This is a genomic window from Streptomyces sp. NPDC050997, assembly GCF_040660135.1.
In the GTDB taxonomy this organism is placed as follows: domain Bacteria; phylum Actinomycetota; class Actinomycetes; order Streptomycetales; family Streptomycetaceae; genus Streptomyces.
In genome coordinates this window covers 228316-247553 of the sequence record NZ_JBFAGK010000008.1, presented here as the reverse complement: position 1 = coordinate 247553, position 19238 = coordinate 228316, and the positions used below count along the sequence as shown (strand labels likewise).

16 protein-coding genes, 1 tRNA gene and 2 pseudogenes are annotated in these 19238 nt (G+C 70.2%); 9 read left to right on the top strand and 10 right to left on the bottom strand.

The window, feature by feature from the left end; translation table 11 throughout:
• Window positions 1-79: 79 nt before the first annotated feature.
• The gene (locus AB0H86_RS20745; protein ID WP_362440373.1) at window positions 80-2881 is read left to right on the top strand and encodes a penicillin acylase family protein; all 2802 of its coding nucleotides are present in this window, start codon (window positions 80-82) and stop codon (window positions 2879-2881) included.
• Between the two features lie 94 nt (window positions 2882-2975).
• Here AB0H86_RS20745 and AB0H86_RS20740 read toward each other — a convergent pair whose 3' ends face one another.
• Window positions 2976-3596, bottom strand: a complete 621-nt coding sequence (locus AB0H86_RS20740; RefSeq protein ID WP_362440370.1) for a 5-formyltetrahydrofolate cyclo-ligase — start codon at window positions 3594-3596, stop codon at window positions 2976-2978.
• Window positions 3597-3688: 92 nt separating this feature from the next.
• On the opposite strand from AB0H86_RS20740, the gene galU reads away from it, so the two are divergent.
• The 7 genes from galU (at window position 3689) to AB0H86_RS20705 (ending at window position 9382) form a co-directional block, all read left to right on the top strand.
• A complete protein-coding gene (gene galU, locus AB0H86_RS20735) occupies window positions 3689-4591 on the top strand; it encodes a UTP--glucose-1-phosphate uridylyltransferase GalU (RefSeq protein WP_362440367.1) in 903 nt (300 codons plus the stop codon).
• 5 nt (window positions 4592-4596) lie between these two features.
• Window positions 4597-5919 carry a gephyrin-like molybdotransferase Glp gene (gene glp, locus AB0H86_RS20730; RefSeq protein WP_362440364.1) on the top strand — a complete coding sequence of 441 codons (1323 nt, stop codon included), beginning with the start codon at window positions 4597-4599 and terminating at the stop codon, window positions 5917-5919.
• A gap of 97 nt (window positions 5920-6016) precedes the next feature.
• Window positions 6017-6529: a cyclic pyranopterin monophosphate synthase MoaC gene (gene moaC / locus AB0H86_RS20725; protein ID WP_362440361.1), complete on the top strand. Its 513-nt coding sequence runs from the start codon at window positions 6017-6019 to the stop codon at window positions 6527-6529.
• Complete coding sequence (locus tag AB0H86_RS20720; RefSeq protein WP_362440358.1) at window positions 6526-7032, top strand: MogA/MoaB family molybdenum cofactor biosynthesis protein; 507 nt, start codon at window positions 6526-6528, stop codon at window positions 7030-7032. Before moaC ends, AB0H86_RS20720 begins: the two co-directional genes overlap by 4 nt.
• Complete coding sequence (locus AB0H86_RS20715; protein ID WP_362440681.1) at window positions 7029-7667, top strand: GNAT family protein; 639 nt, start codon at window positions 7029-7031, stop codon at window positions 7665-7667. The genes AB0H86_RS20720 and AB0H86_RS20715 overlap by 4 nt, the downstream gene beginning before the upstream one ends.
• Before the next feature lie 248 nt (window positions 7668-7915).
• Window positions 7916-9205 (top strand): gephyrin-like molybdotransferase receptor GlpR, encoded by a 1290-nt coding sequence (glpR, locus tag AB0H86_RS20710; RefSeq protein ID WP_362440355.1) that lies wholly within the window; start codon window positions 7916-7918, stop codon window positions 9203-9205.
• A 103-nt stretch (window positions 9206-9308) separates the two neighbouring features.
• Window positions 9309-9382 (top strand) — tRNA-Ala (locus AB0H86_RS20705).
• Between the two features lie 137 nt (window positions 9383-9519).
• Here the strand turns inward: AB0H86_RS20705 and AB0H86_RS20700 are convergent.
• Both AB0H86_RS20700 and AB0H86_RS20695 read right to left on the bottom strand, forming a co-directional pair.
• Window positions 9520-9843, bottom strand: a pseudogene (locus AB0H86_RS20700) (LysR family transcriptional regulator); the annotation flags it as partial.
• A gap of 102 nt (window positions 9844-9945) precedes the next feature.
• Window positions 9946-10906, bottom strand: a pseudogene (locus tag AB0H86_RS20695) (LysR family transcriptional regulator).
• Window positions 10907-11001: 95 nt separating this feature from the next.
• Here AB0H86_RS20695 and AB0H86_RS20690 point away from each other — a divergent pair.
• Window positions 11002-12159 (top strand): nuclear transport factor 2 family protein, encoded by a 1158-nt coding sequence (locus AB0H86_RS20690; RefSeq protein ID WP_362440352.1) that lies wholly within the window; start codon window positions 11002-11004, stop codon window positions 12157-12159.
• Between the two features lie 129 nt (window positions 12160-12288).
• Here the strand turns inward: AB0H86_RS20690 and AB0H86_RS20685 are convergent, their stop codons facing one another.
• The 7 genes from AB0H86_RS20685 to AB0H86_RS20655 all read right to left on the bottom strand — a co-directional run bounded on the left by AB0H86_RS20685 (window position 12289) and on the right by AB0H86_RS20655 (window position 19125).
• Entirely contained in the window at window positions 12289-13113 is an 825-nt protein-coding gene (locus tag AB0H86_RS20685; protein ID WP_362440349.1) for a hypothetical protein, read from the bottom strand.
• A gap of 152 nt (window positions 13114-13265) precedes the next feature.
• On the bottom strand, window positions 13266-13649 hold the full coding sequence (locus AB0H86_RS20680) for a hypothetical protein (protein WP_362440346.1): 384 nt from the start codon (window positions 13647-13649) through the stop codon (window positions 13266-13268).
• Window positions 13650-14315, bottom strand: a complete 666-nt coding sequence (locus tag AB0H86_RS20675; protein WP_362440343.1) for an alcohol dehydrogenase catalytic domain-containing protein — start codon at window positions 14313-14315, stop codon at window positions 13650-13652.
• Between the two features lie 35 nt (window positions 14316-14350).
• Window positions 14351-15874, bottom strand: coding sequence for a mannitol dehydrogenase family protein (locus AB0H86_RS20670; RefSeq protein ID WP_362440340.1), 1524 nt, complete (start codon window positions 15872-15874; stop codon window positions 14351-14353).
• A 1-nt stretch (window position 15875) separates the two neighbouring features.
• The gene (gene manD / locus AB0H86_RS20665; protein WP_362440337.1) at window positions 15876-17105 is read right to left on the bottom strand and encodes a D-mannonate dehydratase ManD; all 1230 of its coding nucleotides are present in this window, start codon (window positions 17103-17105) and stop codon (window positions 15876-15878) included.
• Complete coding sequence (locus tag AB0H86_RS20660) at window positions 17102-18112, bottom strand: 2-hydroxyacid dehydrogenase (RefSeq protein WP_362440334.1); 1011 nt, start codon at window positions 18110-18112, stop codon at window positions 17102-17104. The genes manD and AB0H86_RS20660 overlap by 4 nt, the downstream gene beginning before the upstream one ends.
• On the bottom strand, window positions 18109-19125 hold the full coding sequence (locus AB0H86_RS20655) for a LacI family DNA-binding transcriptional regulator (RefSeq protein ID WP_362440331.1): 1017 nt from the start codon (window positions 19123-19125) through the stop codon (window positions 18109-18111). The genes AB0H86_RS20660 and AB0H86_RS20655 overlap by 4 nt, the downstream gene beginning before the upstream one ends.
• Between the last annotated feature and the right edge of the window lie 113 nt (window positions 19126-19238).

Sequence of the window (19238 nt, the reverse complement as noted above, 5' to 3'; positions counted from 1 at the left end):
CCTGCGCCTATGGTTGCTCCAGCGCTCAGTCAAATGGATACGCCCGCCTGCCGCTCGCGTTAGGACAGCAAGGACAGCGATGCCCCCCAACACCACCGCCTCATCGGGTCAGAAGCCCGGCAAGTCCGGCAGGAAGAAGGGGCGCAAAGCCCGTTTGCTCGGCTTTGTCCTCGTGCTGGCCATCATCGGAGGCGTGGCCTACGGGGCGTACTGGTCCGTCAGTACGGTTCGCGCCTCGTTCCCGCAGACCAAGGGCTCGAGTACCCTGGACGGCCTGTCCGGACCCGTCGACGTCAAGCGGGACGGGTACGGCATCCCGCAGATCTACGCCTCCTCCGACGCGGACCTGTTCATGGCGCAGGGCTACGTCCAGGCGCAGGACCGGTTCTACGAGATGGACGTGCGCCGGCACATGACCTCCGGGCGGCTCTCGGAGATGTTCGGCAAGGACCAGGTCGACAACGACGAGTTCCTGCGCACGCTGGGCTGGGACCGGGTGGCGAAGCAGGAGTACGACAAGACCCTGTCGGCCTCCACGAAGAAGTACCTCCAGGCCTACGCCAAGGGGGTCAACGCCTACCTCCAGGGCAAGAGCGGCGAGGACATCTCCCTGGAGTACGCGGCGCTCGGCTTCACCAACGACTACAAGCCCGCGAAGTGGACCCCGGTCGACTCCGTCGCATGGCTGAAGGCGATGGCCTGGGACCTGCGCGGGAACATGCAGGACGAGATCGACCGCGCCCTGATGACCAGCCGCCTCGGCCCCAAGCAGATCGCCGACCTGTACCCGCAGTACCCCTACAGCCGCAACCAGACGATCGTCCAGCAGGGCCAGTACGACGAGCTCACCGGCACGTTCGACGGCGGCGACGACGACGCGTCCGGGACGGGCACGGGGACCGGCACCGGCACGGGTACCGGCACCAGTACCGGCACGGGCACGGGCGGCACGAGCGGCACCTCGGGGACGGCCGGTTCCGCCCTGCAAGGTCAGCTGACGGGCCTCCAGAACGTCCTGGACGACGTCCCCACGGCCGTCGGCGTGAACGGCAACGGCATCGGCTCGAACTCCTGGGTGGTGCGCGGGGAGCACACCATCAACGGCAAGCCGCTGCTCGCCAACGACCCGCACCTGTCCGCCTCCTTGCCGTCCGTCTGGTACCAGATGGGCCTGCACTGCCGCGCGATCTCCAGCAAGTGTCAGTACGACGCCACCGGCTACACCTTCGCGGGCATGCCCGGCGTGGTCATCGGCCACAACCAGAACATCGCCTGGGGCATGACCAACTCCGGCGTCGACGTCACCGACCTCTACCTGGAGAAGCTCTCCGGCGACGGCTACCTCTACGGCGGCAAGGTGAAGCCCTTCACCACACGCGAGGAGACCATCAAGGTCGCGGGCGGCTCTTCCAAGAAGATCGTCGTCCGGCAGACCAGCGACGGAATGCCCTTGCTGTCCGACCGTGACAACGAGCTGGTGAAGGTAGGCAAGAAGGCTACGGTCGACACCGCGGCCCCCGACCGCGGCGAAGGCTACGGCATCGCCCTGCGCTGGACCGCGCTGGACCCGGGCACCTCCATGGACGCCGTCTTCGCAATGGACAGAGCCACCGACTGGAACGAGTTCCGCGAGGCCGGCGCGCTGTTCGACGTGCCGTCGCAGAACCTGGTCTACGCCGACACCAAGGACAACATCGGCTACACGCTGCCCGGGAAGATCCCCACGCGCGCGAAGGGCGACGACGGCTCCATCCCGGCGCCCGGCTGGGACCCCAAGTACAAGTGGACCGGCTACATCAAGAAGGACGAGCTGCCCTACGAGTACAACCCGGAACGCGGCTACATCGTCACCGCCAACCAGGCCGTGGTCGACAAGGACAAGTACCCCTACACGCTCACCACGGACTGGGGCTACGGCACGCGCAGCCAGCGGATCACCGACCTGATCGAGCAGAAGATCAAGGGCGGCGGCAAGATCTCCACCGACGACATGCGGCAGATGCAGCTGGACAACAGCAGTGAGATCGCCAAGCTGCTCGTGCCCAAGCTGCTGAAGATCGACGTCGGCGACAAGAACGTCCGCGAGGCCCAGGAGCTCCTGGAGGGCTGGGACTACACCCAGGACGCCGACTCGGCGGCGGCCGCCTACTTCAACTCGGTCTGGCGCAACATCCTCAAGCTCTCCTTCGGCAACAAGCTGCCCAAGGAGCTGCGGGTCGAGGGCCAGTGCCTGTGGGTGGACCCGGTCAACACCACCGGGCCCGTCGACGAGACCGAGAAGGTCCGCGAGTGCGGCGAGCGCGACGCCGACCAGGCCCAGCCGGACGGCGGCGACCGGTGGTTCGAGGTGGTGCGCAACCTCATGGACGACGAGAACAGCGACTGGTGGAAGACGCCCAAGTCGGGCACCCGCCCCGAGGCGAACAACCGCGACCAACTGTTCAGGCGCGCCCTGATCGACGCCCGTTGGGAACTGACCGCCAAGCTCGGCAAGGACATCGACACCTGGAGCTGGGGCCGGCTGCACCGCCTGTTCCTGAAGAACCAGACCCTCGGCACCGATGGCCCCGGTTTCCTCAAGTACATGCTCAACCGCGGCCCGTGGAAGCTCAGCGGCGGCGAGGCGGCGGTCAACGCCACCGGCTGGAACGCCGCCGGTGGATACGAGGTCGTGTGGGTGCCGTCGATGCGGATGGTGGTCAACCTCGACGACCTCGACAAGTCGAAGTGGATCAACCTCACCGGCGCCTCCGGGCACGCCTTCAGCGCCCACTACACCGACCAGACGGGCAAGTGGGCCGATGGTGAGCTGCTGGACTGGTCCTACTCCGACAAGGCGGTCGACGACAGCACGAGCGACTCGCTGGTGCTGAGGCCGTGAGCCGCTGAGGCCGTGAGCCGCCGCAGCGGCGAGCTGTCGAAACCCTGAGCTGTCGAAGGCCCGGCCCCTTTCGGAGCCGGGCCTCTCAGTCCGATCAGTCCGACGGGAAGCGGCGCACGCCCGACGGCGTCACCACCGCCCGCACCGGTTGGTCGTGTGCCTCGGCCGGCACGCGCTCCACGACCTCGGAGTCGTACAGCAGCACCACCAGCGCGGGGTGCGCGCCCGCGCGCTCCAGACGGGCGAGGACGCGGTCGTACGAGCCCCCGCCGCGCCCCAGACGCATCCCGCGCGCGTCGACCGCCAGCCCCGGCAGCAGTACCACGTCGGCGCCGGTCACGGCGTCCGGGCCCAGATACTCCCCGGCGGGCTCGAACAGGGCCATCCGCCCGCCGTGTCGGACGCGTTGGAGTGAACCCTCACCGGTGTACGCGCCCCAGTCGAGGTCATTGTCGGGCAGCAGCGCCGGGAGCAGGACTCGCACGCCCCGCGCGCGCAGCGCGTCCAGCAGCGTGAGCGTGCCGGGTTCGCTACCCACGGAGACGTACGCCGCCACCGTGCGCGCCCCCGCCAACTCGGGCAGGTCCAGTGCCCTGCCGGCCAGCGCGGTGGCCGCTTCCCGCACGTCATCGGCCGTCAACCTGTTCCTCACCGTGAGGAACTCCTGCCGCAACGTTCGCTTGTCAGGCTCGGCCGGACGTCCGCTGTGGCTCAAAGGCTGCACCCGTACCCTTTCAATGTGCTCATATGAGAGCTAATTCACCGGAGCCTCAGATTCCGATCTAAGGCACCGGATAAGGTTGCCGCATGACTCAGTCGCACCCTCGGATCAGCAAGGCTGTCATCCCAGCAGCAGGTCTCGGCACCCGGTTCCTGCCGGCCACCAAGGCCACTCCCAAGGAGATGCTGCCGGTCGTCGACAAGCCCGCGATCCAGTACGTGGTCGAGGAGGCCGTGTCCGCCGGCCTGGACGACGTCCTCATGATCACAGGCCGCAACAAGCGCCCCCTGGAGGACCACTTCGACCGCAACTACGAGCTGGAATCGGCCCTTCAGAAGAAGGGTGACGCGAGTCGCCTCGCCAGGGTGCAGGAGTCCAGCGACCTCGCGACCATGCACTACGTTCGCCAGGGCGACCCCAGGGGCCTCGGTCACGCCGTCCTGTGCGCCGCCCCCCACGTGGGCCAGGAGCCCTTCGCGGTCCTCCTCGGCGACGACCTGATCGACCCGCGCGACCCGCTGCTCAAGCGGATGGTCGAGGTCCAGGAGCAGCGCGGCGGCAGCGTCATCGCGCTCATGGAGGTCGCGCCCGAGCAGATCCACCTCTATGGCAGCGCGGCCGTCGAGCCCACCAACGACGCCGACACCGTCAAGGTCACCGGCCTGGTGGAGAAGCCGGACCCGGCGGACGCCCCGTCGAACTACGCGGTGATCGGCCGCTATGTCCTCGACCCGCACGTCTTCGACATTCTGCGCAAGACCGAGCCCGGTCGTGGTGGCGAGATCCAGCTCACCGACGCCCTCCAGCAGCTCGCCTCGGACGAGAAGATCGGCGGCCCGGTGCACGGCGTCGTCTTCAAGGGCCGCCGCTATGACACCGGCGACCGCGGCGACTACCTGCGTGCCATTGTCAGACTCGCGTGCGAACGTGAAGACCTGGGCCCGGACTTCCGGACCTGGCTTCGCAGTTACGTAGCCGAGGAGATGTAGCAACGTTGAGCAGCGCCGCCCCCCGCACCGCCGGCCCTGACCACCTCTGGTCGGTGGACGAGCACCTGGAGGACATCCTCGCGACCGTCCGCCCCCTCGAACCCATCGAGCTGCAACTCCTCGACGCCCAGGGCTGCGTCCTGGTCGAGGACGTCACGGTGCCGGTGTCCCTGCCGCCGTTCGACAACAGCTCCATGGACGGGTACGCGGTGCGGGTCGCGGATGTCGCGGGTGCGAGCGAGGAGTATCCGGCCGTCCTCGAGGTCATCGGGGACGTGGCCGCGGGCCAGGCCGCGCTGCTCCACGTCGGCCCCGGCCAGACCGCCCGGATCATGACCGGCGCCCCGCTGCCGCCCGGCGCCGAGACCGTCGTCCCCGTCGAGTGGACCGACGGCGGCCTCGGCGAGGGCCCGGTGACCGCGATGCGCGCCCGCGCCCTGGCCCCCCAGGGCGCCGAGGGACACGTACACGTGTACCGCCCAGCCGAGGCACGCGCTCATGTGCGCGCCAAGGGCAGTGACGTGAAGGCCGGAGACCGCGCCCTGGAGGCGGGCACCGTCCTCGGGCCGCCGCAGATCGCCCTGCTCGCCGCCATCGGGCGCGCCACCGTCCGGGTGCGCCCCCGTCCGCGCGTGGTGATCATGTCCACCGGCAGCGAACTCGTCCAGCCCGGCGAGGCACTCGGCAGCGGTGAGATCTACGACTCCAACAGCTTCGCCCTCACCGCCGCCGCCCGCGACGCCGGTGCCATCTCCTACCGGGTGGGCGCCGTCGCCGACGACGCCGAGACACTCCGCTCCACCATCGAGGACCAGCTCGTGCGCGCCGACCTCATGGTCACCACGGGCGGGGTCAGCGTCGGGGCGTACGACGTCGTCAAGGAGGCCCTGTCGTACGTCGGCGACGAGGACGAGGCCGGCAGCGGCATCGACTTCCGCAAGCTCGCCATGCAGCCCGGCAAGCCCCAGGGCTTCGGCTCCATCGGCCCCGACCACACCCCGCTGCTCGCGCTGCCCGGCAACCCCGTGTCGTCGTACGTCTCCTTCGAGCTGTTCGTGCGCCCCGCGATCCGCACCCTGATGGGCCTCGACGACGTGCACCGGCCGCGCACCCGCGCGAAGCTGACCGCCGACAAGGCGCTGACCTCGCCGAAGGGCCGTCGGCAGTTCCTGCGCGGCATGTACGCCGACGGCGCGGTGACCCTGGTCGGCGGCGCCGGATCGCACCTGGTCGCGGCCCTGGCACACGCGGACGCGCTGATCGTCGTCCCCGAGGACGTGGAGTCCGTCGAGCCGGGCACCGAGGTCGAGGTCGTGCTGCTCGGCTGAGCCGCGGGGTCCGCGCCGCTCGACGGTTCGACTTGGCGGTACCGTGTCGCGCACAGCAGGCCCGCGCGCCGGGCCCGGACCGGGAGCGCCACACAGCATGACAACGCCTTCCCGGGGGGAGACCCCCGGACCCTCAGCGCAGGACCGACTGACCCACATCGACGAGGCGGGCGCGGCCCGCATGGTCGATGTCTCCGCGAAGGACGTGACCGCGCGCACCGCCAGCGCCAGCGGCCGCGTCCTGGTCTCGCCCCGCGTGATCGAGCTGCTGCGGGGCGAGGGCGTTCCCAAGGGCGACGCCCTCGCCACCGCGCGGATCGCGGGCATCATGGGCGCCAAACGCACCCCGGACCTCATCCCGCTGTGCCACCCGTTGTCGGTGTCCGGTGTGAAACTGGACCTGAAGGTCGCGGACGACGCCGTGGAGATCCTGGCCACGGTGAAGACGACGGACCGCACGGGCGTCGAGATGGAGGCCCTCACCGCGGTCTCCGTCGCCGCCCTCACCGTGATCGACATGATCAAGGCGGTCGACAAAGGAGCGGTCATCACGGACGTACGGGTCGAGGAGAAGACGGGCGGCAAGTCGGGCGACTGGAGCCGGGCATGACGTATCGAGCTCTTGTGGTCACCGCCTCCAACCGGGCCGCGGCCGGGGTGTACGAGGACAAGGGCGGCCCGCTGATCGCCGACGGCCTGCGGAGCTTCGGCTTCGCCGTCGACGGACCCCAGGTCGTCCCTGACGGCGACCCCGTGGAAGCCGTCCTGCGCGCCGCCGTCGACGCCGGGTACGACGTGGTCGTCACCACCGGCGGCACCGGCATCTCGCCCACCGACCGCACACCCGAGGCGACCCGCCGGGTGATCGACCACGAGGTACCGGGCATCGCGGAGGCCATCAGGGCCTTCGGCCGGGAGAAGGTACCGACGGCGGCGCTCTCCCGTGGCCTGGCGGGAGTGGCGGGACGGACACTGATCGTCAATCTGCCGGGTTCCTCCGGCGGGGTGAAGGACGGTCTCGCCGTCCTGGAGCCCCTGTTGACGCACGCCGTCGACCAGATCCGCGGCGGGGACCACCCAAGACCCGGCTCCGGCAGTGGGGGTGCGAGCTGAACAGCCCATCCTGGCCCGTCGTACTGGCGGACGGCGATGTCGTCCTCCGGCCGATAAGAATGCGCGACCAGCGGGCCTGGCGCGAGGTCAACCGGCGCAACCGGGACTGGCTGCGGCCGTGGGAGGCGACCATTCCGCCGCCCACTCCGAGCGGCCCGATCGCGCACCGGCCGACCTATCGGCAGATGGTCCGGCATCTGCGGGCCGAGGCGCACGCCGGACGGATGCTGCCGTTCGTCATCGAGTACCAGGGGCGGCTGGTCGGGCAGTTGACGGTCGCCGGAATCACCTGGGGCTCGATGTGCTCGGGACACATCGGGTACTGGGTGGACGAGTCGGTGGCCGGCCGCGGGGTGATGCCGACCTCCGTGGCGCTCGTCGTGGACCACTGTTTCCGGGCCGTGGGTCTGCACCGCATCGAGGTCTGCATTCGCCCCGAGAACGTGCCCAGTCGCCGGGTGGTGGAGAAACTCGGATTCCGCGATGAGGGGCTGCGCCCGCGCTATCTCCACATCGACGGCGCGTGGCGCGACCATCTCGTGTTCGCGCTCACCTCGGAAGAGGTGCCGGACGGTTTGCTCAGGCGCTGGCAGCGGGCACGCTCCAGGAGCACGCCCCACGACAATCCCGCGTAGTCGCTGGTCGCGAGTCGCTGGTCGCCGACCAGTGGTCCGTACCTAATGCGCAGAGGTCCATATCCCGGGAAATTGAATATATGTTCGAAAATGATCGGTGGATGACCGCCTTGGGGCGTTGATTTCGCTACCTCGGTGGCCTACTGATCGCATCGTTCACAAAAAAAGCTCGAAATATCAGCCAGATCGTGCGACACACCGACTCAATTGGCGGATGGCCTCACGCAAACCCCTCTACCGTGTGAGGCGTGAGCAGCAGCGGCCTCATCTACGCAGTCATTGTCGGGGCCTGGGCCGCCTACTTGGTGCCGATGTGGCTCCGTAGGCAGGACGAGCTGAACGAGGCCCGTCCGACGGAACGCTTCAGCACAGCCATCCGGTTGCTGTCCGGACGGGCGGGGATGGAGCGCCGATACGCCAAGGACCTGCGGGCGCGCTCCACCGAGGAGGGGGAGCCAGGCGCCGTCGGCGCGGGCGTCGCCACCGACTCGGTGGACGTCCGTGCCTTCGCCATGCCTCCGGCCCGCCCGCAGGCGCAGGCGGTGGTCCAGGCGCAGAGCCCGGGGCGCGCGGAACAAGCGCGCGAATCGGTGCGGGAATCGGCACGAGAACCGGCACGAGAACCGGTGCGGGAGCCCGTACGGGAACCTGTCCGTGAACCCGTTCGGGAGCCCGTCCGCGAATCCGGGCCCGATTCCGTACGGGAGGAATCGGTCGCCTCGGCGCCCAAGCGAGTGCCGGCCCCCCGGCGTACGCCCGCCGCGGAGGCGGCCGCGGCGCGCGCCCAGCGTACGAAGGCGCTCGCGCGACGTCGGCGTACCACGGTCATGCTCTTCCTCGCCTTCACGCTGGGCGCGGTCGTCGCCGCGGTCGGAGGGCTCAAGTACCTGTGGGCGCCCGGTGTTCCCGCCGTACTGCTCAGCACGTACATCGCGTACCTGCGTTCCCAGGAACGGCGGCGCTTCGCCTACCAGATGGACCGGCGCACGGCCGAGGCCGCCGCGCAGCGACTGCGTGAGCGCGCCCGCCAGCCGCGTCGGCGGGCAGCCGTCGAAGAGGGCGTCGACTCCGACGTGCCGGAGGAAGGCCCGGAGCCGGCGTCCGACCACGGAATGTCGGCGCTCGCCGCGGACCGGCGTGCGCTCGTCGAGCAGACCGACCACGCCGAGTGGGTCGACCAGCAGCGTGAGCGGCAGCAGCGCCCGGGCCAGGGGGACAGCTGGGACCCGGTACCGGTGCCGTTGCCGACATACGTGACCGCCCCCGTCGCCCCCCGGGCCACCTCCGACGTGGACCTGGGCGCGCCGGACGCGTGGAGCTCGGCGCGCTCCAGCACCGTCACGCCCGACCAGGAGGCGGAGCCCGTCGCCCGGGACGGTGGATCGGAGGAGGACCCCGCCGACGCGGACGACAGGTCGGCGGACGGTCGCAGTGACGCCCGCCGCGCCGCCTCCGCCCGCCGCGCCCGCGAACGCGGCCGCACCCCGCTCTTCGACCAGTACGAGGACGGTGACCGGCCCCGGGCCGCCAACGAGTGAGCTCCGAGGGCCGGGCACGTGTGGTCACAGTGCCCTCCCTGACCAGCCGGGGAACGGATTTCCAAGCACCCGGACGGGGATGCTAGAGTTTCACTCGTTGCAAGGGCCTGTGGCGCAGTCTGGTAGCGCACCTCGTTCGCATCGAGGGGGTCTGGGGTTCAAATCCCCACAGGTCCACACATCGCAACTCGAAGCCCCTGCCGGGGAGATCCGGCAGGGGCTTTTGCGTGCCGTACAGCAGCGAAGTACAGCAACTCGCGGCGCGCGGGCGGCGTTGGAGGACGCGCTCACCCCCCTGGCGTGAGCCCGCACACGCCCACGCTCAGGCTGATGCGCACGTTCGGGTACTGCTGGTGGAAGTCGCGCAGGGCGTCAGGGATGTCGACTGCGGCGACGGACGGGATGACGCCCACGGCGAGCCGTCCGCGTACCTCGCCGACAGCCGCGGCGACTTCGTTGGCCGCGCGCTCGGCGGCGTCCAGACACTCCCGGGCTGCGGGAAGGAAGGCCGCACCGGCCGGCGTCAACCGTACCCGGCGGCTGGTGCGTTCGAAGAGTCTCGCGCCCAGTTCCTTTTCGAGGCGGGCGACTTGGTGGCTTAGGGCGGACTGGACGACCAGATAGCGTTCGGCGGCCAAGTCGCTTTGGACTCACATCAGTTGATGCTTTCCGGGCTGGTGATGCCCGCGCTTCTTGACTGGTCCGGAAGTCCGGGTGCGGATATCGGGGGGTGCGGGATTTTACTCCGTGGGGGGTTGGCCAGCGGGCGCGTGGGGATGGTGGGTGCCCGTCCCGGTCGGCTGGTGGGCGGCTTGAGCTGGACGGGACGCGGCGAACGCCATGGCGAGCTGGTCGTGCAGAGACGCTGCGCAGGGGTGGGCATCGCGGCGCGGTGTGATCGTGTAGATACCGCGGGTCGGGGGATCCACAAGGCCGACTGCGGTGACATCGGCCCGCAGCGCGCTCGTCAGTACTCCGGGGATCAACGCGATGGCATGACCAGTGGCGACCAGGGCCAGCTTGCCGGGAAGATCAGCCGCGGTGAGGTCGATGCGGGCGCTGACCCCGGCGCGGGCGGCGTGCTGGCGAAGGAGCGCCGCCGAGCCGTCGTTGTCCTCGGCCCAGGTCTGGTCGGCCAGACCCTGAATGCGGACCGGCCCGTGCCCGGCCTGCGGATGGCCGACCGGCATGACGACGACCATCTCGTCCAGCCCGAGGAACCGGCGTTCGACCCGCGGGGCGACGGCCAGCCCCGGCGGAGCGTCGGTGACGACGGCGATGTCGAGATCGCCCGCGATCACGCGGCCGTGCAGCTGTGCGCTCAGACCGGGGAGCAGGCTCCACCGGATGGATCCGGCCTGCCTCAGCAGGCCCCGGACGGCCTCAGGGACGATCCCCGCGGCGAGAGACGGCGATGGCCAGGGGACGATCACACACCCCGTCGCGAACGTCTCGTACAGCGCGAACGGCGCGGTCGGCCTCATTGAGCGTGGCCAGGGCATGGCGCCGGAACACCTCACCGGCCGGCGTCGGACGCACACCACGCGCATGGCGCTCCACCAGAGGCACGCCGAGCTGCCGCTCCAGCCCGGCGATCTGCCGGGAGACCGCCGACTGCGTGTGATTGAGCTCGGCTGCCGCCGCCGACAGCGATCCGACCCGGCACACAGTCACGAAGGCCCGCCACACGGTCAGATCCATGGCGGCAGTATGCCCAGTCGGTATGCGGGCCCCGCAGGGCGGGCATGCGAGATCTGCGCTTGTCGCTCCCATCGAGGTGCACCACTGTGGCGCGCATGACCACACCGCACACGATCGCCGTCCTCGGTCTGGGGCGCATGGGCGGCGCCATCGCGACACGCCTGGCCGCCCAGGACTGGGACGTCGTCGGCTGGACCCGCTCGGGGCGCACATCGAGCACCGTCAAGATGACCGGCGACCCGAACGAGGCCGTGGCGCAGGCCGACCTCGTACTCCTGGCACTGTTCGACGGCCCGGCCTGCCGGCAAGTCCTCGACGACGTCCGTGACTCACTGCGAACGGACACGATCGTGCTCAACACCAGCACCATCGCCCCCGCCGAAGCATCGATACTGGACCGGCAACTCGGCCCGTCCTACGTCCACGCGCCCCTGCTCGGCTCGGTGCCGGCTGCAGTCGCCGGCACCCTGCAGATCCTCGCCGCCGCAGACCAGAACGCACTCGACCGAGTCCGACCGGTTCTGGAAACGCTGGGCACCGTCCGGCGCGCGGACGACGCCTCCACCGCCGCCGCGCTCAAGCTGATCGCCAACAACAGCCTCGCCGGCGCCGTCCTCGCACTGCGTGACTCACTGCGGCAGGCCGACGCCCTCGGCCTGCCCCGAACCCAGACGCTGGACATCCTCGAACTCGGCCAGCTCGGAGGGCTCGTGGCCCGAAAGCGACACTTCCTCCTCGATGAGCCAACCGCTGCCATGGCCGAATTCACGATCGGTGCGTTGGTCAAGGACATGGCGCTGCTGGCCGCCGCGTCGGACACCCCTTTGCGGAGTGCGGCCGGCCTGGTCGACACTCCTGCCGCCCCCGAGGCCGACATCGCCGTCGCCGCCACGGTCCCCGACGTGGAGAAGGCCGTGCTCAAACCGCTCCGCGCCTACATCCGCGGACACTCCACCGGCGACCCCACCCACTTCCGCGACGCGTTCCTTCCCACCGCCCGCATAGAAGGGATCCGAGACGGCGCATTCGTCTCCTGGCCCGTGGACGACTACTGCACCCTCTTCCAGGGCCAGCCGGCCCCGGACGAACCGACCCGTACCCGCCGCATCGACACCATCGACGTCCACGGCACCGTTGCGACCGCCACCATGACGCTCTCGCACGGCGCAGACACGTTCACGGACATCTTCCTGCTGATCCGCGCCGACGACGGCTGGCGCATCGCCAACAAGGCATATCACCGCCACTCCTGAGATCGGGAACCGATCCTTGTCCCCGGGAACGATCACCATGCGGATCACGAGATCCCGTCCAGCTCATCGAGTTGGGCGGGATCTCGTCGTTTCAGAACGGCGCACTCGGTGCGTCAGGGGCGGCGATGTTCATGACGTACTCGATTCGGTGGTGACCGAGGTGGTGGCCGACGGCCGGGACGTCGCGTCCGTGACACAGAGCAGGTCGCGGTTGCGGGTCTCCGGCGCCAGACGTGCGGCGACCAGGCTGATGACCATCATCAGGGTCATGTAGGCCGCGACGGGGATCCATGATCCGGAGAAGGCGGTGAGCAAGGAGGCGCAGATCAGCGGGGCGACGCCGCCGCCGAGGACAGAGGAGAACTCGCGGCCCAGGGTGACGCCGGCGTACCGGTAGCGGCTGCCGAAGAGTTCGGGGAAGTAGCTCATCTGCACGCCGACGGCGCCCTGTGCGGCCAGGACGAAGCCCAAGATCATCGTCACCGTGATGGCGATCGGCGACCCGGTGTTGAGCGCGATGAACGACGGACCTGGCAGCAGCACCAGCGCCGCGAGGATCGCGGAGTACACGGGCCTGCGCCCGACGCGATCGGAGAGGATGCCGAATCCGATCGCACCCAGACCGCCGCAGGCAGCGCCGATCATGAGTACCTTCGGCACGAACGAGGCGTCCACGCCGACCGTGGAGACCAGGTACGAGGCCATGAAGACCTGGTAGGTGTACGACTGCGCGCTGATTCCGACGTTCATGAACAGGACGAGCAGCATGGGCTTGCGGCCGTGCCGGAAGACCTCGCCGACCGGTGACTTCGGCACGTACTGCTCGAGGGCGGTGCCGACGAGCCCGGCCCAGGCGGCCCGGCGGACTGCGCCGGGGTCCGCGGTGACGCTCTTGGTGGGTGCCGAGGGCGGAGTCGGATCGTTTGTCAGGGATTCGGTGGGAGTGTCCATCATCCATGCCTCCTTGGATGGGGATGGCCTCAGAACGGCGGGGGACGTCGAGGTGCGGCTCTGAGAGGGGAGAAGAGGAACAGCGGAGCGGTACCGGAGAGTGATGTCTCCGGCCTCGCGATTCCCTGTGGGTCCGGCCGTTGTGGGGCCGTGGTTCAGGCGGTCGTGCCGCTGGGACGGACGACGACCTTGAGGTGGGTCGGGTCCGTGACCGGTGCGCGCAGCGCGTCGGTGGCGCCGTCGAGGGAGAAACGCCCGGTGAGCAGGGGAGCGAGGTCGACCCGGCCGTCGGCGGCCAGGGCGAGCGCGGTGGGGAAGGCGTGCGCGTAGCGGAACGCGGTGACGAGGTCGATCTCCCAGCGCTGCAGATGCGCCAGGGGCAGGCCGTCCACCGACGGGGCGGCCTGGCCGACGACGGTCGCACGGGCGGCGGGTCGCAGGGCCTGGATGCCCTGCCAGAGCGCGGCGGGATGAGCCGAGCACTCCACCAGCCGGTCCAGACCGGAGAGTTGGAGCTCCTCGTCGGCGGTGTTCACCACCTACGTGGCACCAAGGTCGCGTGCCTGCGCCAGCCTGGCGTCGTTGACATCGGTCACGATCACCTCGACGGCACCGGCGGCACGCGCCACCTGGGCGACGAGGATGCCGATCGGTCCGGCTCCCGTCACCAGTACCCGGTGGCCGAAGGCGATCCGGGCCCGGCGTACGGCCCATACGGCGACGGCCAACGGCTCTATCAGCGCGCCGAGTTCGAGAGGGAGCCCGCAGGGCAGCGGATGGACGGCGCGGACGGGGACGATGACCTGTCCGGCCATCAGTCCGTGTGTCGGCGGTGACCCGAAGCAGGTGCCGGCCGGACAGAGGTTGTACCGGCCCGCGCGGCAGGTCGCGCAGGCCCCGCAGCCGACGGCCGGTTCGATCGCGACCGGCGTGCCGGGCCTCATGTCGGTGCCGGGCCCGGCTTCGGTGACGATCCCGGAGGCCTCGTGGCCCAGCACGGTCGGCCCGCGCAGGGTGTTCTGGCCGTTCCTGCCGCCGGCGAAGTAGTGCATGTCCGAGCCGCAGACGCCTACGGCATCGATCTCCACGAGGACTTCGCCCAGGCCCGGATTCCGCAGCGGTATCTCCTCGACACGCAGGTCCTGCGGGGCGTGGAGAACGGCGGCTCTGGTCGATCCGGTCGTGTGGGGAGCGGAAACTGACACGGTCTCACATTCTTGTGAGGGGAGGTGGGGCGGGCTCAGACGCCTGGCGGCGGATCCGAGTCCGTGGCTTCTGCCGCGGCGCCCGCCGCCGCGACCGTCCCATGCCGTACGAGGACACCGATGAGCTCGGCGACCCGCTCGGCGAAGACGGGGTGTTCGGCGAGACCGTCCCCCAGCAGACCGGTGTCGATCACAGCGGTCACGAAGTCGGGGACGGATGCGCTGCTTTCGGTGATCTCCTGGAGACGGCCGCGAGCCGGGTCCGCCATGGCGGCGGACTGCGGCCCCGCGTCGAGACCCGGTGGTGGGGCCATGCAGCACAGATACGCGGCGACGGTCAGGGCGAGGTGATGAGGCATCCGCCCGGCCCGCAGATGGAGGAGTGCCGGTTCCGGAACGCGCTGGCGGAGCTTGACGGAGCCGTCGGAGCCCACCTGCCGGGTGCGATGGCCCAGCGCCGAGTTGGCCCAGCGGCCGAAGAGCTGCGCGACATACGCGTCGAGGTCGATGTCGTCGGGGACGGTCAGGCTGGGGAGGTACTCGCCGTGCAGCACCCGGTGCGCGGCCTCGGAGATATGGGGCCGCGCGATCGCCTCGGGGATGGTCGCCCTGCCGTCGAGCGCGCCGAGGTAGGCGATGAGCGAGTGGGTGCCGTTCAGCAGGCGGAGCTTGAGCAGCTCGTACGGCTCGACGTCGTCGGCGAAGAGAGCCCCGCCGTGCTCCCAGCCGGGCCGTCCCGCGGCGAAACGGTCCTGCATGACCCACATGCTGAACGGCTCGGCGGGGACGGGGACCTCGTCCCGTACCCCGAACCGCTCGGCGACCGTAGCCCGGTAGGTGTCCGTGGTGGCCGGCACGATCCGGTCCACCATGGTGTTCGGGAACGCCACGCTCTCGTCCAGCCACGGGGCCAGCTCGTCCCGCTCGGCCGGAGGCAGTTCCTGGACGAACTCCCTTACCAGCCGCGCGACCTGGGAACCGTTGGCTGCCAGGTTGTCGCAGCTCAGCACGGTCACTGGGGCCGTGGACGAGCGCAGGCGGCGTTGCAGGCCGCGGACCACCTGGCCGATCGGGGTGCGCGGGGAAGCGTCACCGCGCAGATCGGCCCGTACGCCGTCGTGGTCGAGATCGAGGTGTCCGGTGCGCGGCGAGAAGGTGTAGCCGTGCTCGGTCACCGTGAGGGAGACGATCCGGGTGCGCGGGGCCGCGATGGCGGTGACGACGGCGTCCGGGTCGTGCGCCGCGACGAGCACGCCGGTGTGCACGGCCGGTACGGTGAGCCGCTCTCCTTCCGGGGATATCTCGACCACGGAGTAACGGTGGGCCTGTGCGCGCAGCGCGTCGGCGACGGCGGCGGAACGGCTCGCCACGCCGAGGATTCCCCAGGGGCCGTCGGTGTGTGCCAACGCGGCGGCGGTGTAGACGGCCTGATGAGCGCGATGGAAGTTGCCCAGCCCGAGGTGCACGATGCCGGTCTCGGTGACCGCGCGACGGTGAAGCAGCGCGTGCTCCGGGACGGTGCCGGATCCCAGGCGGGGCAGCGAGGTCGTGGTCGTCATCTCACCAGTCCGTCATCGAGCCGTCGCGGCGGCGGGCCACCGGCAGGTAGGCGGGTTCGTACGGGAAGCGCGCGGCCAGGGCCTCGTCGACCTCGACGCCGAGGCCGGGGGCGTCGCCCGGATGCAGATACCCGTCGGCGTACCTCCAGTCGTGCCGGAACACCTCGTGCACCAGAGGGTCGTAACCCATGTACTCCTGAATGGCGAAGTTGGGCGTGGACAGGCCGACGTGCAGTGACGCCGCGAGCGCCACCGGGGAGACGTCGGAGGGCCCGTGCGGCCCGAGTTTGACCTGCCAGACCTCGGCCAGCGCGGCGATGCGCCGCAGATGGCTGATCCCGCCGGCGTGTGTGACACACGTCCGTACGTAGTCGATCAGCTGCTCGGTGATGAGCGACTGGCATTCCCAGACGGTGTTGAACACCTCGCCGATCGCGAGCGGAGTCGTGGTGTGCCGGCGGGTGTGCCGCAGCACTTCCTGGTTCTCCGCCGGAGTGACGTCCTCGAGCCAGAACAGGTCCACCTCCTCCAGCGCCTTCCCGAGGCGCGCGGCCTCGTTCGGGGTGAGCCGGTGGTGGGCGTCGTGGAGAAGGTGCAGTTCGGGGCCGACGTGCTCCCGGACCGCGGTGAGCGCGGCGGGCGCGTGTCGCAGGTAGGCGGCCGTGTCCCAGACCTCCACGCTCGGCGTGGCGCCCCGCCCGGCGGGTTCGTAACTCGCCCCCACGGCCGTCCTGTTCACCCCGTAGACCGTGTCCAGACCGGGCACGCCCGACTGCGCCCGGACCGCCAGGAAGCCGCGCTCGCGCTGTGCGTCCACGGACTCCAGCAGTTCCGGCACGTCCCAACCGGTGGCGTGCGTGTACGTCAGGACGCGGTCACGGACCGGGCCGCCGAGGAGCTGGTGCACGGGCTGCCCGGTGACCTTGCCCTTGATGTCCCAGAGGGCCAGGTCCACCGCGCCGACGGCGGTCATGGTGACCGGGCCGCGCCGCCAGTAGACACCGCGGTACAGGTACTGCCAGGTGTCCTCGATCCGTGCGGGGTCCCGGCCCACGAGGAGCGGCGCGACATGGTCACGCAGGTAGGAGGCGACGGCGAGTTCACGGCCGTTGAGGGTGGCGTCGCCCCAGCCGGTCAGCCCCTGTTCGGTGGTGATCTTGAGAGCCACGAAATTGCGGCCGGGGCTCGTGACGATGACGTCCGCGGCGACGATGGTGTCCGGCTTGCTCATCGCGCCACCGCCACGATGTTGTCGAGCCCCTGACCGGCGGCGAGTCGACGGATGTTGGTGGTGATGTCGTCCGAACGCCGGGCGAAGGTGCTCCGGGACAGCCCGGATGAGTGGGGCGTCATCAGCACATCGGGCAACGAGTGGAAGGGGTGCCGGCTGGGCCTGCCGGTGCGACCACCTGACGGGTAGTCGTACCAGACATCAAGGGCCGCGCCCCCGATCACACCGTCCCGCAGCGCCGCGAACAGCGCGTCCTCGTCGACGACCGGGCCGCGGCCCACGTTGATCAGCACACTCGATTCCCCCATCGAGGCCAGTTCCACCGCGCCGATCAGTCCGGTGGTCTGTTCGGTGAGAGGTACTGACACCACGATGACGTCCGCCATCTCCAACAGGGCATCCAGGTCGTCGAGGGCCCCGGCCCAGATCAGCCGCTCCGCCACGGCGTCCACGCTGCCGCGGCGGGTGACGGCCACGCCGCGCGCGCCGAACGCGCGCAACAGCTGCCAGGCCCGGGAACCGATGTGTCCGAAGCCGACGAAGCCCACGACGGCCTCGCCGAGGAGTCCGGGGTACGCCGGCGGCTCCCACACGCCCTTGCGCAGGGCCGTGTCCTGGCGCAGCAAGCCGCGGCGCAGCAGCACCGCGGAGGCCACGATGTACTCGGCGATCGCGTCCTCGTGGTGGAAGGTGTTGGCGACGAGGGTGCCCGGCGGCAGAGCGGCGACATCGATCCCGTCGATGCCCGCACCGGCGGCGTGCACGAGTCGCAGGCTCTTCCCGGCGGCGGCCACCTCCGCGGGACAGGCCCCCGACACCAGCACATCGGCGTCGCCGAGGGCGGCCACGAGGGTGTCGCGGTCCCCGGCGGCGAGCCAGCGCACGGTGGTTTCGGCCGGCAGAGCGGCCTCGAACTGCTCGCGGAACCTGAGGAGATGAGGATCGCTGACGACCACGGTCAGGCCGTCGGTGTTCGCGGTCTCGATCACTGGGTTCTGGTCGGTCATGCGTGCTGCTCCCTCGCGACGGAACGGGCGTGGCCGACGACCGGGCCGGTGGATCCGCGGACGACGAGTTGGGTGGGCAGCCGCAGCGTGCGCGGTTCCTGGCGCTCGCCGGACATGGACTGGGTGAGCAGTTCCAGGCTGAGTGAGCCGGCTCGGTCCATCGGGACCGCGATGGTGGTCAAGGACGGGTGCGCGGTCGCGGCGAGCGGCATGTCATCGATGCCCATGACACTGAGGTCGTCCGGCACCCGTACCCCGAGCTGACGCGCTCCGGCGATCACCCCGAGCGCCACGAGGTCGTTGTGCGCGATGACGGCGGACGCGCCGGAGGCGATCACACCGGCCGCGGCCGCGGTACCGCCGGCCACCGTCTCGGACTGCCAGCCCAGGACGTCGAGTCGCACCCCCGACCCCTCGGCCTGCGCCCGGGCCAGGTCGACGCGGTGACTGTTGGACCAGGAGTGCTGCGATCCCTGGACGTACGCGATGTGGCGGTGCCCCAGCGCGGTCAGGTAGTCGAAGGCCTGACGCAGCCCGTCGGTGGCGTCGGCGAGGACACAGTCGGCGGTCGTGGTCTCGCGGTTGACGAGGACGACGGGAGTGTCACCGCACAGGGCGAGCACCTCTTCGGCGTCGAGGCGGGGTGAGCACACGACGAGGCCGGCGGACCTGGCGCTGAGGTGGGCGATGACCTCTCGCTCGTGGTCCGGATCGAAGGCGGTGTCCGCCAGCACGATCGTCTGCCGTCGGTGCCATCCCCGGGCCTGTGCGGCCTTGACGAAGGTGCCGAACACCGGGTTGGCGATGTCGGGGACGACCACGGCCACCGTGGCGGTGTCCGACTGCATGTCGACCGAGCGTGGCAGAGGCGGTTCGTACCCCAGTTCGTCGGCCGCCTCCAGGACCTTGCGCAGGCTTTCCGGCCCCAGTCGCTGCGGGGCGCTGAAGGCCCGGGAAGCCGTGGAGAGCGCGACGTTCGCGCGCTTCGCCACATCGGTCAAGGTGGGGGCCATGCCGGTACTCCGTTTCCTCGACGACGATGTCTGAACGGTGATGCATGAGCGGTGATGCCTGAACGGTGCTGCAATGTTTGGCAATATTGCGCAAGTTTGTCAAGATTTGCGAC

Excerpts from the sequence above, each read along its gene's own strand:
- AB0H86_RS20745 (WP_362440373.1), top strand. The coding sequence starts at position 80 with ATGCCCCCCAACACCACCGCCTCATCGGGTCAGAAGCCCGGCAAGTCC.
- galU (WP_362440367.1), top strand. The coding sequence starts at position 3,689 with ATGACTCAGTCGCACCCTCGGATCAGCAAGGCTGTCATCCCAGCAGCA.
- moaC (WP_362440361.1), top strand. The coding sequence starts at position 6,017 with ATGACAACGCCTTCCCGGGGGGAGACCCCCGGACCCTCAGCGCAGGAC.
- AB0H86_RS20720 (WP_362440358.1), top strand. The coding sequence starts at position 6,526 with ATGACGTATCGAGCTCTTGTGGTCACCGCCTCCAACCGGGCCGCGGCC.
- AB0H86_RS20690 (WP_362440352.1), top strand. The coding sequence starts at position 11,002 with ATGACCACACCGCACACGATCGCCGTCCTCGGTCTGGGGCGCATGGGC.
- AB0H86_RS20685 (WP_362440349.1), bottom strand. The coding sequence starts at position 13,113 with ATGATGGACACTCCCACCGAATCCCTGACAAACGATCCGACTCCGCCC.
- AB0H86_RS20670 (WP_362440340.1), bottom strand. The coding sequence starts at position 15,874 with ATGACGACCACGACCTCGCTGCCCCGCCTGGGATCCGGCACCGTCCCG.
- manD (WP_362440337.1), bottom strand. The coding sequence starts at position 17,105 with ATGAGCAAGCCGGACACCATCGTCGCCGCGGACGTCATCGTCACGAGC.
- AB0H86_RS20660 (WP_362440334.1), bottom strand. The coding sequence starts at position 18,112 with ATGACCGACCAGAACCCAGTGATCGAGACCGCGAACACCGACGGCCTG.
- AB0H86_RS20655 (WP_362440331.1), bottom strand. The coding sequence starts at position 19,125 with ATGGCCCCCACCTTGACCGATGTGGCGAAGCGCGCGAACGTCGCGCTC.